Source organism: Candidatus Nitrotoga arctica (assembly GCF_918378365.1).
Classification (GTDB): domain Bacteria; phylum Pseudomonadota; class Gammaproteobacteria; order Burkholderiales; family Gallionellaceae; genus Nitrotoga; species Nitrotoga arctica.
Map to the genome: position 1 here is coordinate 591,408 of NZ_OU912926.1, position 15,089 is coordinate 606,496.

15 protein-coding genes are annotated in these 15,089 nt (G+C 54.0%); 14 read left to right on the forward strand and 1 reads right to left on the reverse strand.

Features of this window, described 5'->3' with window-relative positions:
• The first annotated feature begins 167 nt into the window (after positions 1-167).
• From MKZ32_RS02820 to MKZ32_RS02830, 3 genes are all read left to right on the forward strand, one after another.
• The gene (locus MKZ32_RS02820) at positions 168-968 is read left to right on the forward strand and encodes an HNH endonuclease (RefSeq protein ID WP_239795879.1); all 801 of its coding nucleotides are present in this window, start codon (positions 168-170) and stop codon (positions 966-968) included.
• A 96-nt stretch (positions 969-1,064) separates the two neighbouring features.
• Positions 1,065-1,298: a DUF4160 domain-containing protein gene (locus tag MKZ32_RS02825; protein ID WP_239795880.1), complete on the forward strand. Its 234-nt coding sequence runs from the start codon at positions 1,065-1,067 to the stop codon at positions 1,296-1,298.
• Positions 1,276-1,554, forward strand: coding sequence for a DUF2442 domain-containing protein (locus MKZ32_RS02830; RefSeq protein WP_239795881.1), 279 nt, complete (start codon positions 1,276-1,278; stop codon positions 1,552-1,554). The genes MKZ32_RS02825 and MKZ32_RS02830 overlap by 23 nt, the downstream gene beginning before the upstream one ends.
• A gap of 256 nt (positions 1,555-1,810) precedes the next feature.
• Here the strand turns inward: MKZ32_RS02830 and MKZ32_RS15370 are convergent, their stop codons facing one another.
• The gene (locus MKZ32_RS15370) at positions 1,811-1,933 is read right to left on the reverse strand and encodes a hypothetical protein (RefSeq protein ID WP_275584243.1); all 123 of its coding nucleotides are present in this window, start codon (positions 1,931-1,933) and stop codon (positions 1,811-1,813) included.
• Positions 1,934-2,406: 473 nt separating this feature from the next.
• On the opposite strand from MKZ32_RS15370, the gene MKZ32_RS02835 reads away from it, so the two are divergent.
• The 11 genes from MKZ32_RS02835 to MKZ32_RS02885 all read left to right on the forward strand — a co-directional run bounded on the left by MKZ32_RS02835 (position 2,407) and on the right by MKZ32_RS02885 (position 14,986).
• Positions 2,407-2,772: a hypothetical protein gene (locus tag MKZ32_RS02835; protein WP_239795882.1), complete on the forward strand. Its 366-nt coding sequence runs from the start codon at positions 2,407-2,409 to the stop codon at positions 2,770-2,772.
• Positions 2,773-2,818: 46 nt separating this feature from the next.
• Positions 2,819-4,405: a phage tail sheath family protein gene (locus MKZ32_RS02840; RefSeq protein ID WP_239795883.1), complete on the forward strand. Its 1,587-nt coding sequence runs from the start codon at positions 2,819-2,821 to the stop codon at positions 4,403-4,405.
• Between the two features lie 22 nt (positions 4,406-4,427).
• Positions 4,428-4,952, forward strand: a complete 525-nt coding sequence (locus MKZ32_RS02845) for a phage tail protein (protein ID WP_173053303.1) — start codon at positions 4,428-4,430, stop codon at positions 4,950-4,952.
• Positions 4,952-5,689: a hypothetical protein gene (locus MKZ32_RS02850; RefSeq protein WP_239795884.1), complete on the forward strand. Its 738-nt coding sequence runs from the start codon at positions 4,952-4,954 to the stop codon at positions 5,687-5,689. The genes MKZ32_RS02845 and MKZ32_RS02850 overlap by 1 nt, the downstream gene beginning before the upstream one ends.
• Positions 5,686-6,441: a hypothetical protein gene (locus tag MKZ32_RS02855; protein ID WP_239795885.1), complete on the forward strand. Its 756-nt coding sequence runs from the start codon at positions 5,686-5,688 to the stop codon at positions 6,439-6,441. Before MKZ32_RS02850 ends, MKZ32_RS02855 begins: the two co-directional genes overlap by 4 nt.
• Complete coding sequence (locus MKZ32_RS02860) at positions 6,438-7,778, forward strand: Pvc16 family protein (protein WP_239795886.1); 1,341 nt, start codon at positions 6,438-6,440, stop codon at positions 7,776-7,778. Before MKZ32_RS02855 ends, MKZ32_RS02860 begins: the two co-directional genes overlap by 4 nt.
• Complete coding sequence (locus tag MKZ32_RS02865) at positions 7,775-9,706, forward strand: ATP-binding protein (RefSeq protein WP_239795887.1); 1,932 nt, start codon at positions 7,775-7,777, stop codon at positions 9,704-9,706. The genes MKZ32_RS02860 and MKZ32_RS02865 overlap by 4 nt, the downstream gene beginning before the upstream one ends.
• On the forward strand, positions 9,703-9,957 hold the full coding sequence (locus tag MKZ32_RS02870; protein WP_239795888.1) for a hypothetical protein: 255 nt from the start codon (positions 9,703-9,705) through the stop codon (positions 9,955-9,957). The genes MKZ32_RS02865 and MKZ32_RS02870 overlap by 4 nt, the downstream gene beginning before the upstream one ends.
• The gene (locus MKZ32_RS02875) at positions 9,954-12,077 is read left to right on the forward strand and encodes an eCIS core domain-containing protein (RefSeq protein WP_239795889.1); all 2,124 of its coding nucleotides are present in this window, start codon (positions 9,954-9,956) and stop codon (positions 12,075-12,077) included. Before MKZ32_RS02870 ends, MKZ32_RS02875 begins: the two co-directional genes overlap by 4 nt.
• A gap of 208 nt (positions 12,078-12,285) precedes the next feature.
• Entirely contained in the window at positions 12,286-13,602 is a 1,317-nt protein-coding gene (locus MKZ32_RS02880; protein ID WP_239795890.1) for an eCIS core domain-containing protein, read from the forward strand.
• A 49-nt stretch (positions 13,603-13,651) separates the two neighbouring features.
• Positions 13,652-14,986: an eCIS core domain-containing protein gene (locus MKZ32_RS02885; RefSeq protein ID WP_239795891.1), complete on the forward strand. Its 1,335-nt coding sequence runs from the start codon at positions 13,652-13,654 to the stop codon at positions 14,984-14,986.
• The last annotated feature ends 103 nt before the right edge of the window (positions 14,987-15,089 follow it).

The window sequence follows — 15,089 nt, forward strand, 5'->3', positions numbered from 1 at the left end:
CCGTGGCACCTCATTCCACTTTGCCACATTCGGAGAGCGACGTGTTTCTTCGGCGCGATTTGCGGCACGGGGCCGATTACTACGCTAACCCGGCAGTCAAGAGGGCTGCGCGAATAAAAGCTCGCACAGCCCCCCTATTTTTAAGTTAGGTCTTTACAGGAGCGCCCGTGCGACATTTTGTTGCGTATCACAATGCTGAAAAGATGGGTTATGAATATGAGCCTATTGGCGAGTATGCGTTTTTCAGCCGAAAGACTCTCACATTCTTGGAACGAACAGTTGGTTCGATGGTGTGGGTTATAAATGGCTCTCGGTCGAAGGCACGCAATACGATCTATACACTTTGCGCGGTTTATATGCCGGATGAAGTCATTGACGCCAATGAAGCGGCTTTTGATTACATCATCGCGGGCACTGTCGGACATGACTTCGATCCGCCCATTGAATTAAATCATCTGCCTTGGTTAGCTGGTTTTCTCAAGTCTCAAAGCAACTTTAGCCTTGGCATCAGCGAAATAAAAGATTCAACTGCTATCGACTATTTGAACTCATTGGCGAAAAGCCCTGACGTTGAGCACCTTACGTCCACTGACGAGATTAACTTTCCGCTCGACTTGGATATTCTGGATGTCGAAGCATTAGAGGGCATGACAACTTACGTTTCTCATCTGCGTAGAGAAAGAAATAGAGCAGTCACAGACGCAAAAAAAGAACAGACCATTGCCCTATATGGTCAGCTGGTGTGTGAGGCTTGCGGGTTTGATTTCTCCGTTTTTTACGGAAAGCTGGGTGAAGGCTATTGTGAGGTTCATCACAAAATCCCCCTTGCCTCGCTTGATGGCAAGAGGGTTACCAAGCTTGATGATCTGGCTATCGTTTGCTCAAATTGCCATAGGATGATTCATCGAAGAACACCAATGCCGAGTGTGGCGGAACTTAAGGCGCAGATCCGGGGTGCAAAGACCTAACCCTACCTCAAGCGGGACTGCGTAAAAGCGCGCAGCTTTTTAGCTTCACGCTAGGCTTGCAAGACTTTCCAGTGCTAAAGCTGCTAAGATTTGCACATGGCTCCCACAGTATTTCGTCAAGGCGCATTTCGATTTTTCTTCTTTTCACGCGAAGAGCCTCGTATGCATATTCATGTTACACATACAGACGGTGAAGCCAAGTTCTGGTTGGAACCCCAGGTTGAGTTAGCCATGAATCAAGGGCTTTCAAAAAAGCAGATCAATGAAGCATCGTTGTTGGTGCAGGATCATTATGAGGAGATCATTCATGCTTGGCGTAGCTATTTCTAAAGTCGAAGTTTTTTTGGCGTCAAACAAGGGATTTTGGTTGCTGTTGAAGGACGAGGAACTTTTTGTATCCTATATAGAGTTTCCGTGGTTCAAGCAGGCTACTCTGGAGCAGATTACTACCGTTGAATGGCCAACCCCCAATCATCTTTATTGGCCTATGCTTGATGTTGATCTGGCTGTGGAATCTATTCGCAACCCCAGCCAATTCCCCTTAGTTGCCAAATCTATAAATGTACAGCGTACGGATAAGCCCTAGTTCTATGCGGAAGCGTGACAGGCCAGAAGGTATCCCTCGCCATCGCAATTTATTCGCCTGAAAGCCGATGGCCAAGGCAATGAAATAATTCATGCCAGTGCCGGCTTTACCTCTTCTGGCATACAGGTTGGGCATAAAACTGGTAACTTGATTATTCAGGTCGCCTTTTTTATTTTCTGCATCGTATCCGCTACAGCCGCATTGCTGACCTTGGTGGTAGCAGTCTTATCCACCAAGATTCCATCCACCAGAATATTCATATCCCTTTTTGCAATAGCCAACCCTTGGCCAGCAGTTTTTGTCCCAGCACCTTGCCGAATACATCTACCTGACTTGTCTTGAGGTATTCCACAAAGGGCAGGAAAGTATCGCGGCGCACTTCACAGGTCGATGAATAACGCCTCGCACCGCCATGAATTGCTGAGATCGGTTATGGAAGGTGTCGTCAGAAGGTATGCCATTCTCGATTGTCTGCAATATGTATTTCTGTTTTTTTTATATCTACTTGATCAGTCGAAACGATTTTCCTGAAATTTAATAGACTACGCTGGAAAAGGAAACACTTCCCACTGGTACTTGATGCGATAGCTTATGCGGTCTTCGGTAATGATACGAAAAGTTCGCTTTGTTCTGCTGCGGATGGTGACAAGCATGGCCTCATATCTTATGTGGGCTGCCGCACAGAGTTCGCAATGAGACAAATGTATTTTACGTTTATCGACGTTGGATTCGGTTCGAATGACGAACTACTTATCTACGCAACAATTCTCGATTGGTAACGGGGTGGGTGATCAGCCCAAGACCAGAAGTTAGCCAATTTATGAGCAATTCCAAACCTTTAGGGAGGTTCACATGGCAGAAAAAATTGATTGGAACTTTGTAGTACAGGCACTCAATGGCCCATCAGTCTCGGGGGCAGGCACGCTGAAGCTCGAAGCCTACGACAAGATCGCGGTGACGATCGCCGCTGGGGCGACCCAGCAGGTTAATCTGGCGCCCAGTGGGACTGTCTCGCTCCTCATCATCAATCCCGCCGTACCCGACGTTGACCTCAGCTATGAGGTCGGTGGCAATGCGGTTGCACTGGATGGCCCGCAAGTGTTGATCGGCGCGGGCGCAGTAAGCTTACTTGGGGGCGCGGCGAATCTTTCATTCACTAATAACACAGCCACCGACGCGACCATCGAGATCCTACTTGGCCGCGACGCTACACCGTAAATCCGTACCGTAAACATAACCATACTTTATTTAAAGGAGGAGCAACATGCCGGTCACCTTATCCTACCCTGGCGTCTATATTGAAGAGGTGTCCAGTGGCGTGCGCACCGTTACCGGTGTGGCTACCTCCATCACCGCTTTCATCGGGCGTACCCTGCGCGGCCCGGCAAATGATCCGGTGCGCGTGCAAAGCTTCGCCGAGTTTGAGCGCCGCTTCGGCGGGCTGTGGCGCGATAGCACGCTGAGCTACGCGCTACAACAGTTCTTTCAGAATGGCGGCACTGATGCCCTCATCGTGCGCGTTCACAATGGCGCGGCCACCGCCACGCTCACCTTGGCGGTAGGTTTCAATCTGGTTGCTTCCAATCCCGGTAAGTGGGGCGAGAAGTTGCGGGTGCGCATCGATCATCCTTCTCTTCCCCCCGATCTGACTAATACCCTGTTCAATCTCTCGGTGCGCGACACCGCTACCGGTGCGACCGAGCGCTTCCTTAACCTCTCGACCGATCCCAATAATGCGCGCTTTGTCACACGGGTACTCGAACAGGAGTCCAACCTTGTGCGGATCGTCACACCACCCGGCACGGTGCCTGTGCTGCGTCCCACTGCTCACGGCAATCCGTCCCCCGGTGCCGATCCTCTACTGGCCAACACTCCCCCCACATCTACAGCTTTCACCGCAACAACAGGAAACGACGGTTTGGCCATCACCGACGATCAAATCTCCTCCGGACTCGGGTTAGAAGCGGCGAAACAAGGCATCTGGGCACTGCAGAAGGCAGACCTGTTCAACCTGCTCTGTGTTCCGCCGCTGACGCGTGAGCCGGGCGGCGACGTGAATTCTCAAACCCGCAGCGCCGCCGCTGCCTATTGCCTCGCGCGACGCGCCATGTTTATCGTCGACCCACTTATGGCGTGGGACGAGCCCTCCGATCTTACTGGCGCCAGCGGCCTGGACAGCGTGGGTTGGGGCCTGGCCCGCAGCGCAAATGCAGCACTGTATTTCCCCTTTCTTCGCCTGCCCGACCCTTTACAGGAAAATCGCTTGGCTGACTTTGCCCCCTGTGGCGCGGTGGCTGGAGTCATGGCGCGCACCGACGGCCAGCGTGGCGTGTGGAAAGCTCCTGCCGGTAACGATGCCACGCTTAGCGGCGTGGCTGAGCTCACGGTGAAGCTAACCGATGGCGAAAATGGTCAACTCAATCCACTTGCAGTCAACTGCCTGCGCGCATTCCCGGTCACCGGCCGGGTGGTGTGGGGCGCACGCACGCTGCGCGGCGCGGACCAACTTGCCTCGGAATGGAAATACCTTCCAGTGCGCCGCACGGCGCTGTTCCTCGAGGAAAGCCTGTTCCGAGGTTCGCAATGGGTGGTGTTCGAGCCGAACGACGAACCGTTGTGGGCGCAGATACGCCTCAATCTCGGCGCCTTCATGCAGAATTTGTTCCGCCAAGGCGCCTTCCAGGGCCGCAGTCCGCGCGAGGCCTATTTCGTCAAATGCGATAAGGAAACCACCACCCAAAATGACATTGATCTGGGCATCGTCAATATCGTGGTGGGCTTTGCGCCCCTCAAACCCGCCGAATTCGTGGTGATCAAGCTCCAGCAGATCGCTGGCCAAATTCAAGTCTGACCCTGATAATTAGGAGACATCCATGGCAACATTCACCGTCAATGCACAGCGTTTCGATCCTTACAAAAATTTCAAATTCCGCGTCAAATGGGATGGCCGTTATGTCGCGGGCATCTCCAAGGTTGGCGCAATCAAGCGCAGCACCGAATTGGTTGAACACCGGGAGGGTGGCGATCCATCAACTTCGCGCAAGTCGCCCGGTCGCACCAAATTCGAGGCAATTACGCTGGATCGCGGCGTCACCCATGACACCGAGTTCGAAAAGTGGGCCAACAAGGTTTGGAACTACGGCTCCGGTTTGGGTGCCGAGGTCTCGCTTAAGGATTTCCGCAAGGACCTCATCATCGAGGTCTATAACGAGGCAGGCCAGCTTGCGCTCGCTTACAAGGTATATCGTTGCTGGGTGTCAGAATACCAGGCCTTGCCTGATCTCGACGCCAATGCCAACGCGGTGGCCATCCAGCACCTCAAGCTGGAAAACGAGGGCTGGGAACGCGATTATGATGTAACCGAACCCAGCGAACCCAGCTTCACGGAACCAGCCTGATGCACATGCAAGTTCCTGGCGAAGTGGAGATCCTCGCGCTGTGGGAGCGCGGCCTTGCGCGGCATCCGATTGACCGAGCACTGTTGCTTTACGCTTGGACCCGACCGGATTTACCGTCTTCCAGTTTCCCGGACCTGCCGCTGGGCACAATCAACAGGGCGCTATTACGCCTGCGCGAAACTTGCTTCGGACCGCGCATCATTGCCTGCATTGATTGCGAGCATTGCGGCTCACGTATGGAAATTGCTCTCGATACCGGGCAGCTACTCGCGGGAATCAACGAGGACGATTCATCCACCGAGTTCGACGATACACCGGCCGAGTTCGAGGTTTCCAGTCTTCGCTTTCGCGTACCATGCAGCCGTGATCTCGCGGCGGTTACCGGGGAGCGGGATCTCAAGGCGGCGGCAGTGAAGCTGCTGGAACAATGTTGTCTTGAACATCCAGAGAATATTGACGCAGGTTTTGCAAACCTGCTTGCCGAGGCCGAAGCAGCCATGGAGGAGCTTGATCCTGCAGCTGGCATCAACCTGTCCCTTAGCTGCGAGGACTGTGGCCACAGTTGGTTGGTTGAATTTAATATTGGCACGTTGTTGTGGGATGAAATTGATGTGCGTGCCCGGGCCTTGCTTGCCGAAGTGCATAGCCTTGCCCAGGCATATGGTTGGACTGAACCAGAAATATTTGCGCTCTCCCCGCAACGGCGTGCAGCTTATCTCGACATGGTGGGCGTATGAGTAGCTTCCTGAATCGACTCGCCGCGCAGGCCATGGGTAGCGCAAATACCCTGCGTTCCGCGGTACGCACCCCTTATGCAGCACCTCTTTCGCCTGCAAATAGGGTGGTGCCGGACAGGCAAGATCCTACGTTGAATACTGCTGGTAATGGGCGACAACATAGGGGCAATAGTGGTGCTGAATGGGATCCCGAGTCCTCTCAAGAAGAGCAGGTCAATATCTATAGGGAAGTCAGCATACAGCCTCGCGACAATGAAGTTACACCGTCGTCACCTGGGTCATCACCTGAAGAGTTCGTTGTCCAATCGGACACAGGACTTTACACAAAGCCGGACCGTCTCCGCGGCCGATCCTCATCGGCGAAAGCGATGCGACAATCAAATTTAGAAAAAACGGTTGCGGGCGAACCTCCAGTTTTGGTTGATGGAATTGAAATGCGTATCCCGGGGAATAATTCCACAACTCTCCCGGATAGCAATTATCCTTCGCCACTTTTGCCGTTGAAGAATGCTGCACGTCCCTCGGCTTTGAATGCGAGTGCGGCAGCGTCGAGTGTGGCAGCGAAACAGGGCGAACACAGCGGTACTGGCCGGCAGGGTCAGGTCGATCAAATCACAGAAGTGCATGTGAGCATAGGCCGCATCGAAGTCACTGCCGTACATGAGTCGCCGCCGCCAAAACGCCAGGGTCCGACGCCAGCCAAGCCGTTGTCGCTCGATGAATATCTTGCTCGCCGAGGGAGAGGAGCATGAGCAGCGCTCTCGCTATTGCCGGGGTGACCGCAGTGTTGCGCGATTTGCTTAATAACGGGCTGATCGATCAAAAAGCAGTAGATAGTCTTGGTTATTCCGTTTCAGTAAGCGTCGGCCCGCCTGATCGGGTGATACCGGCAAATGGTGGCACTGAGTCCTCCCAGCTCAATCTGTTCATGTACCACGTTACGCCCAATAGCGGCTGGCGCAACGAAGGGCTTCCTTCGCACGATGCCTCCGGTAGCCAGCGACTCTCCAACGCGCCGCTCGCCCTCAACCTGCACTATCTGCTTTCTGCTCACGGCAGCGAAGATCTGCACGGCGAGATTCTGCTCGGTTATGCCATGCAACTTCTGCATGAAATGCCTATACTCAGCCGTAAAGCTATTCGGAAGGCGCTCGATCCATCGCCTCCGATAGGCGGTACGGCACTTCCGCCGGCGCTGAAAGCGTTGGCGGATTCTGGACTGGAAAGCCAGATCGAACTGATCAAAATCACGCCGGAATATCTCAATACCGAAGAAATATCCAAGCTCTGGACCGCCACCCAAAGCCATTTGCGTCCAACCGCAGCCTACATGGCCAGTGTGGTGTTAATAGAATCGACCCAATCGGTCCGATCTGCCCTGCCAGTGCTTACGCGGGGGCCGGTGGTAAAGCCCGAACCGCTTAATGTAGATACGTGGTATGAAAGTGGCATCACTGCTGTGGCTGGCCTGACCCCCCCTTATCCGATGCTCGCTGGCATAGAATTGCCCAACAAGCAGATAGCCGCGCGCCTCGGCGAGGCAATCAAACTGACAGGATACAACCTCAACGGAACAAATCTTGTCGTGCGTTTCGCGCATCCTAGCCTGACGACACCGATTGATATCTCTTTCGGTACAAATGCAAACGAAGAGAGTTTTTCAGTGACCTTGCCCAATACAGCTCAGGACAATATCGACTGGTCTGCGGGTATCTGGGAAGTAAATGCACTTTTACAACGTCCCGGCGAGACCGAAACACGTAGTACAAATTTGCTTGCGCTGTTTCTGGCACCGCGTATCGACGTAGCGACTTCCACTGCCACACGCGATTCTACCGGTGTGACCATCAATCTTGCCTTTACGCCGCAAGCTCGACCCGCTCAACGAATAAGCCTCAACGCAGGAGGATATGAGGCGTGGCCGGAGAAATTTACCGTCCCGACAGCCAGCCTTCAATTCAAGTATGCGCAATTGCCCGCGGGGAACCACCTGTTACGCTTGCGCATCGATGGCGCTGACAGTTTATTGGTGATCCGGCTTACTGCGCCGCCGCAATTCGATAACACACAAGTGTTAACTGTACCATGAGTGCCTCCGACCCACGCCACGAATGGACTGATGCAAATCAACGCCTGATGGGGGCTGAACTTGCTCGCATCAAGGCGCGCTTGGGTGGTGAAGATCAGGGATCGGCAATGGCTACAGCAGCTGAAATTCGCGCTGCATTATCGGCACAGTCAGCCATAGATCGCTTGGTGGAATGCTTCGGTTTGAGTCCTTTCGAACGAGACATCCTCCTGCTTTGTGCAGGCGTGGAAATGGATTCAAATTTTTCCTTGCTGTGCGCTACTGCGCAAAGCAATCCCCAGCGATCCTATGCGACATTCAGTTTGGCGCTGGCGACGCTGGAGGAGCCGCATTGGAGTGCGCTCAGTTCGATACGCCCTCTGCGCCGGTGGCGCCTGATTGAGGTTACTGAAGAAACCAGCCTGGCGAATGCGCGTCTACGCATAGACGAACGGGTGCTGCACTTTCTGGCTGGCATAAATTACCTCGATACCCGCTTGGAACCGCTGCTGCAAAATAGCGGCGTAGCAGCAACGATGGCGGATGTCCAAAGCGAAACTGCACAAGCTATATTGGAGGCATTGCATGAGCGCAATGCACCTATCCCAGTGCTCCAACTACTAGGGGATGACCGCGACGGTCAGACGGATATTGCGGCCGGTGTCGCAGCCGAACTCTTCGGGATGCAACTTCATATCCTGCATGCGGAAGATATACCAGCGGGTGTTCATGAACGTAATGCTTTCGCCGTGCTGTGGCAGCGGGAATCGGCGCTACTGTCCAGCGCCTTGTTGATCGAATGTCGTGATCAGGCAAATGCAGCCGCAGTCACTTGGCTTGCCGAAAATTTAAATGGATTGCTGTTTATCTCCAGCCATAATCCGTTAGAACTGCAACGCAATACCCTGCGCTTTACCGTAAACAAACCGGGCGCCACGGATCAGAAGCGTTTATGGCAACAGGCATTGGGTTCGGCGGCGCAGAAGCTCAATGGTTCGCTGGAGGGAGTCGCGTCGCAATACAGATTGAGCGCACAAACGATTCTGAGTACCGGTGCCGAGATTAGTAGCGCTATCAGTGCGAGCGATAAGCCGGACGAATTGCTGTGGCGAGCCTGCCGTACTTTGGGGCGACGGCAGCTGGATGACTTGGCGCAGCGTGTTGAGCCCGTTTCCCGCTGGGAGGATCTGATCCTGCCGGAACATCAGAAAGTGATCCTGAGCCAAATCGTCAGCCACGTGCGTAACCGGCTTAAGGTCTGCGACGAATGGGGCTTTGCCGGCAAGAGTGCTCGCGGCATGGGCCTCAGCACACTATTCGCGGGCGAAAGCGGGACTGGCAAAACCATGACCGCCGAAGTGCTGGCCAACGAGCTGCACCTCGATCTTTACCGTATAGACCTATCCTCAGTGGTCAGCAAATACATCGGCGAGACAGAAAAAAATTTGCGCAAGGTTTTCGACGCTGCCGAGGACAGCGGCGTTATCCTGCTATTCGACGAGGCTGATGCTTTGTTTGGCAAGCGCAGCGAAGTGAAAGACAGTCATGACCGCTATGCCAACATCGAAGTGAGTTATTTGCTGCAACGGATGGAGGCTTACACCGGCCTTGCCGTTTTGACTACTAACCTGAAGACATCTCTGGATACAGCGTTTCAGCGGCGTTTGCGTTTCGTTGTGCAATTCACATTCCCCGATACCGAACAACGCGAGGGCATCTGGCGCAGTGTATTTCCCGACGCCACGCCGACTCAAGGCCTGGACTACCGTAAGCTGGCGCAGCTTCAGGTGGCAGGCGGAAACATCCGTAACATCGCTCTTAATGCCGCATTTTTGGCCGCTGATTCAGGCGAAGCTGTCGGCATGGTGCATCTGCTGCAAGCCGCCCACGGCGAGGGATCAAAGCGCGAGCGTCCTTTGACCGACGCAGAAACGCGGGGGTGGGTATGAAACGCGTCGTCTTGCACATTGACAGCTTGATCTTGAAAGGCTTCCGGCACGAAGACCGGCATGGTATCGCTGAGGGCCTGCAGCAAGAATTATCTCGTCTGTTCGCTGATCCACAGGCCGCCCAGCAGTTGACGGTGAATGGCGATGTGTCGCGGCTACGGCTCGGCAGCATATCGATCGACCAGAATTCAAAACCCCAGCGCGTCGGATCGCAAGTGGCGCAGGGTATCGGGAAGGGAATGAAGATATGAGCACTTTCGCGACGCAAGAGTACAGGACCGATAAGTCACTGCTTTTGGGCAATTCCCCTAACGCGGAGCGGTTGTTGCAGAGCAAATATGCTTTGGGCGTGCCAAATTCGTCACCGACCAGCGAATACGAGGGTAAGCCACGTTTGCAAGCCAAGCTCTCCATAGGCGCCAGCAACGATCTGCTGGAACAGGAAGCAGACCGGGTCGCGGATCAAGTATTGGCAGCATCCGCTTATTCCGCAGTGAGCGGAGCGGTGCCACGCATCCAGCGCTTCACTGGGCAAGGGACAGAAGATGCGGGCACTGCACCCGCCAGCGTAAACCGCGTGCTAACTGGTTCCGGCAGCCCGCTTGATCCGTCAATACAGCAATACATGGGGCAGCGCTTTGGTCATGATTTTTCGCAGGTGCGGGTGCATACCGGCTCTGCAGCTAAGCAATCGGCACAAGATATTAACGCTCATGCTTACACGGTGGGTCACAACATTGTGTTTGGTGCAGGTGGGTTCGCGCCAGAGTCGCACGAGGGACGCAAACTGATTGCCCATGAGTTGACGCATGTGGTGCAGCAAACAGGCGCGGCAGGAATGAATGTTTGCCAAAGCAAAAATAAACGTGGTCTGTCCTCCGTTATTCCTAATATTCAGGGAGCGATCGCGCAGCCAACGATTCAACGGACGCCGGTTTGCCCGGCCAAGCGGGACAGTGGCGAGGTGACCAAGTCCCAATCGCCGAATGGCGTACTGACCGTCGACACGAGTTTCGACGCGGCGAAAGAATGGTTGAGTGTGCAGGATTTCGGCATCGATCAGGACAGCGTGCCGCCCACCATGACCCAAAGCGACGACTGGCGCCGCATGATCTCCATGATCCTCGGCGACCCGAACACCCATGTCGCCGTGCTTGGGTTTTCCGACTGCATCGGCACCGAACAAAACAACCAGAATTTGCGCGATCGCCGGGCGGATGCCGTAGTAAAAGCGATGCCCGCCGAAGCTCGAGCCAAAGTTGGAGCCCTTAAAGGCTGGGCAGGCAGTCTGACGTATCTATTTCCAAACGGTACTGCAGAAAATCGGGCCCGTAACCGCATGGTCGTAGTCGGGTTGCTTCGCGCCTGGGGCGATTCCTGCGAGGGCTTGCCCAAAGCGACCAATATCGATCAGTTCATATTCCTGGTCAGCTGCCTGGAAAAACGCCTGGGCTTGACCAAGGCCGCCGACGCGCCGAAGACCCTGTCCGTACTTCGGCAATTGTATTTCGGGAACGCCGCGTGGAGCACGGCGCGCAATCGCAGTAAGACCTGGGACGACATCATTACCAGCCAGCCGTGGGCACCCGGTAACGATCCGACGCCCAAACTCGGCGCCAAACTCTTAAGTGCCCTACAGGACAGCAAGGACATAAAATTCGACAACGTTTCCAGTATGGGCATCGACATCAGCCATTTGCTCACCGGCCTCGACGCCATGATGAACCCGCAAAACCCTTTGCTCCATGCGGCCGGACCGATATACGTGCAAACCAACGTCCTCAATCACGCTCTGGCGACTTGGGCCGGCGACGTCGCCTCGGCGGCTACCAATTACACGATCTGCGTCGATTTCGGGAAATTCTCGGCCTCATACGACGATTTTTTCAAAGACCTGGCTGCAGACGCCGATCTCGAAGGCGACATTGACGCCTATGCTGTGTGGGCCGCGCTGAATTCGACACCCAACGCGCCCGTTCCGCTGCAATTGAATATCCCGGTTTCCGAAGTTCTGATGCAATACTATCGCCTGAAAAATACCCCCGGCGGACAGGGACGGGCCACGCGCTTCGAGATTTTCGCGAACTTTTATGGAGCAAACGTCAAAGGCAGAAAAATGCAAAACCGGCTCGGCTTCCAGCGGAATATAAATGCCTCGGTTAAGGAACTCGCTATTTTGTCACTGGCCAAACAAATGAAAGAGGTACTTCAAGGCAACGTGGCCAGCATCGGCAACTGTGCGGGAGGCAAACCGCCGGTCCAGACGGGACCACCCGCAACGGTCGACGCCTTTGCGTTGTTGAACAGGGTGGTAGCGGCCAGCATGGAAATGACCGAACGGTTCACGATTTGGCTGGAGCGACGGCTTTGAGTAAAAATTACAGAGGACACAGCCTGGTCTAGAATGATAAATGTTTGCACAGATTATCTACATAACAATGACTTACTGTGCATCATAATCCATGGTGGTTAGACTCGATTGATAGCGAACAATCATAATTGGAACGAGGGAGAGCTTATGTTAGCCAGGCGGAAGAAAAGCCATCAAATAAGTACATCGACACCCAGGAAATGAAGTAATGAGTACCGCTGCACTACTACAGAACACTGCTGCCAAGTCTCCCCTCGGGGACAAGTCATCTCATGCGGAATTGTTATTGCAGCGCAAGTGTACGTGCGGCAACTCGGCGTCCTCGTCATTAAGTGGTGAGTGCACGGAATGTAGCAAAAAGAAATTGCAGCGCAAGTTCAGCATAGGCGCAAGCAATGATCCACTGGAACAGGAAGCAGATCGAGTTGCGGATCAGGTATTGGCAGCACCCGCACATTCCACAGTCAGCAGCGCAACACCGCGCATCCAGCGCTACGCGGGGCAAGCGACCGAAGGATTGGATACTACGCCAGCCAGCGTAGACCGCGTGCTTTCTGGTTCCGGTAGGCCACTGGATGCGGCGATACAGCAGGATATGGGCCAGCGCTTCGGGCACGATTTTTCACAAGTGCGGGTGCATTCAGATGCTGCCGCTCAACAATCCGCGCAAGACGTCAGTGCCCACGCCTACACGGTCGGACATGACCTCGTGTTCGGCCCGGGACAGTTTGCACCAGGGTCGCACGCAGGACGCCGCTTGATAGCCCATGAGTTAACGCATGTGGTGCAGCAAACCGGTGCCGCCCAACCTACATCCACCGTTGCCACGGGCACGAACCGCACGCTTTCCAGATATCGCGATAAGGGTAAGGACACGATCGCTTTCGACGCAGCCAACGAAACCCTCAAGGATCCGAAGACCCAGCCATGGATCGACAATATCACCATTGCTTTTGACACGGCCACAGTCGATACCGGGCATGCGGCAGACGCGAAAGCTGCCGGGCAACTGGAACCCCGTATGCCCACTGGGACCTTGACGGCCAAATACAGTACGAAATCGAGCAAGGTTCTGTCCGATGTCGTGTTGCCGATCGTCGGCGGTTCCACCATGCTCGGCATTGGCTTGACCGATCGGGTGAAGGATTCCGAGGTCAAGCGATTGGAGGGGTTGGGTTACATGGATTCCGAGAATGTCCGTCTCGGCAACCTGAAAGATCCCGTCGCAAAAAGTGGCAAGGGCGCACGCTACTCAAAAAGTGGCGCCGGCAGTATGAACTACGCGATCTTTTTCAAAGGTATTCAGGCAATTCACGAAGGACTGTTGAATACCGGGTCGCATGCATGCGTGCATGTCGGTACCCAGTCCAAGATTCGCGATCTCAACTACCACTCGCGGATAGGGGTAACCACGGTGACGGTGACCTACGACAGCGCGGTACTGGATGACTTATGTTGCCATCGGAAGAAAACCGGCAATGCTAACTGGAATACCAATCCCTGCGAAAAAATCAAATGCCCTTAACCGATAACTAACGATCAATTAAAGACTTCGCCAACCAGGAAATGAAGTAATGAGTACTGTTGCATCACTACAGAACACTGCTGCCAAGTCACCGCTCGTGGGCAAATCGCCTTACGCGGGATTGCTGTTGCAACGCAAATGCGCGTGTGGTGGGCCGGCGTCATTAAGTGGTGAATGCGGGGAATGCAATAAAAAACGTTTGCAAAAGAAACTCAGCATAGGCGCTAGTAACGATCCGCTGGAACAGGAAGCGGATCGGATTGCTGATCAGGTACTGGCAGCGCCAGTACATTCCACTGTCAGTGGCGCGGCGCCCAGTATCCAACGCTTTATAGACCAATCGTCGGGAGAGACAGGCACCGCTCCTTCTAGCGTAGATCGTGTGCTTGCTGGTTCGGGTAGCCCGCTTGATACGGTATTACAGCAAGACATGGGGCAGCGCTTTGGCCATGATTTTTCGCAGGTGAGGGTGCATACCGGCCTAGCTGCTGAGGAATCAGCGCGGGACGTGCATGCCCATGCTTATACGGTGGGACACAACATTGTGTTTGGGGCAGTCGGATTCGCGCCAAGGTCGCACGAGGGGCGTAAATTGCTTGCGCATGAATTAACGCATGTGGTGCAGATGGAACGGGCACCAACTCAGATCAAGCGCAAGATCAGGAGTGATCCCCAAGCCTCGCTTAATAAATTCTTATCTGGAAAGGGGGTTCAACATTACACTGAAAGTAACAGCGTCTACGAACGTGCCAAAGGAGGAGCTGTGAATTTCGAACAGGAGATACTCATCGACATGCTGGCTTCACCGCGCATCTTTAACGTCGAAGGCGGCAGTGACTCAGTTGCAGCATCCAATCTGAACAACCACCTCAAAGCGCGGATTGGCATTGTCTTTTTTGCAGGGCAAAAGAAATACAACTTCGCTGCTTTGGCCGGATGGTCGATGAATCCTAAATACTATGAATGGGATGTCAGCAAAGGAACCTGGAAGATGAAGCCCGATGTGAATCGCCAAGAGGCTTGGGATGATCTTAATGTTAATGCAAAACTTTACGCAATCGGCTGTGCAGCGGCGACGGACCTGACGATGAAAGGAGGCAGCAAGGGTGCGGACATTATTGACAAGCCCAGCAGCGACATTAATGATTGGGTGCCCGGCGAAGCCGGTTACATCGAGAACACGAATTACCCACCAGGTGGCGGCATCGGCGTGTTGGGGGAGAATCTTATATATACCGGTAACGGAAAGTTTTGGGGACATTTGCCCGGTACAGACACTTACCGTACTCTTCCCGAGTGGATCAAGGAAGTTCATAGCTGGCATAAAGGTGCCAAAGTGCTCGACAAGCGCGAATTGCCAGCAACGGGATTAATGGACAAATAAGTTGAAATTTCAGCCAAATAGGAAACTGAATCAATGGGTCTCCATTGTTAATTATAAGAACCGTAGTTTTAATCATAATGAACCTGTAATAACCGTGCTAAAT

What these genes read in the sequence shown, in the direction of transcription:
- MKZ32_RS02855 (WP_239795885.1), top strand. Translation starts at nt 5,686, where the DNA reads ATGAGTAGCTTCCTGAATCGACTCGCCGCGCAGGCCATGGGTAGCGCA.
- MKZ32_RS02845 (WP_173053303.1), top strand. Translation starts at nt 4,428, where the DNA reads ATGGCAACATTCACCGTCAATGCACAGCGTTTCGATCCTTACAAAAAT.
- MKZ32_RS02835 (WP_239795882.1), top strand. Translation starts at nt 2,407, where the DNA reads ATGGCAGAAAAAATTGATTGGAACTTTGTAGTACAGGCACTCAATGGC.
- MKZ32_RS02830 (WP_239795881.1), top strand. Translation starts at nt 1,276, where the DNA reads ATGCTTGGCGTAGCTATTTCTAAAGTCGAAGTTTTTTTGGCGTCAAAC.
- MKZ32_RS02825 (WP_239795880.1), top strand. Translation starts at nt 1,065, where the DNA reads ATGGCTCCCACAGTATTTCGTCAAGGCGCATTTCGATTTTTCTTCTTT.
- MKZ32_RS02840 (WP_239795883.1), top strand. Translation starts at nt 2,819, where the DNA reads ATGCCGGTCACCTTATCCTACCCTGGCGTCTATATTGAAGAGGTGTCC.
- MKZ32_RS02860 (WP_239795886.1), top strand. Translation starts at nt 6,438, where the DNA reads ATGAGCAGCGCTCTCGCTATTGCCGGGGTGACCGCAGTGTTGCGCGAT.
- MKZ32_RS02865 (WP_239795887.1), top strand. Translation starts at nt 7,775, where the DNA reads ATGAGTGCCTCCGACCCACGCCACGAATGGACTGATGCAAATCAACGC.
- MKZ32_RS02870 (WP_239795888.1), top strand. Translation starts at nt 9,703, where the DNA reads ATGAAACGCGTCGTCTTGCACATTGACAGCTTGATCTTGAAAGGCTTC.
- MKZ32_RS02885 (WP_239795891.1), top strand. Translation starts at nt 13,652, where the DNA reads ATGAGTACTGTTGCATCACTACAGAACACTGCTGCCAAGTCACCGCTC.
- MKZ32_RS02850 (WP_239795884.1), top strand. Translation starts at nt 4,952, where the DNA reads ATGCACATGCAAGTTCCTGGCGAAGTGGAGATCCTCGCGCTGTGGGAG.
- MKZ32_RS02875 (WP_239795889.1), top strand. Translation starts at nt 9,954, where the DNA reads ATGAGCACTTTCGCGACGCAAGAGTACAGGACCGATAAGTCACTGCTT.
- MKZ32_RS02880 (WP_239795890.1), top strand. Translation starts at nt 12,286, where the DNA reads ATGAGTACCGCTGCACTACTACAGAACACTGCTGCCAAGTCTCCCCTC.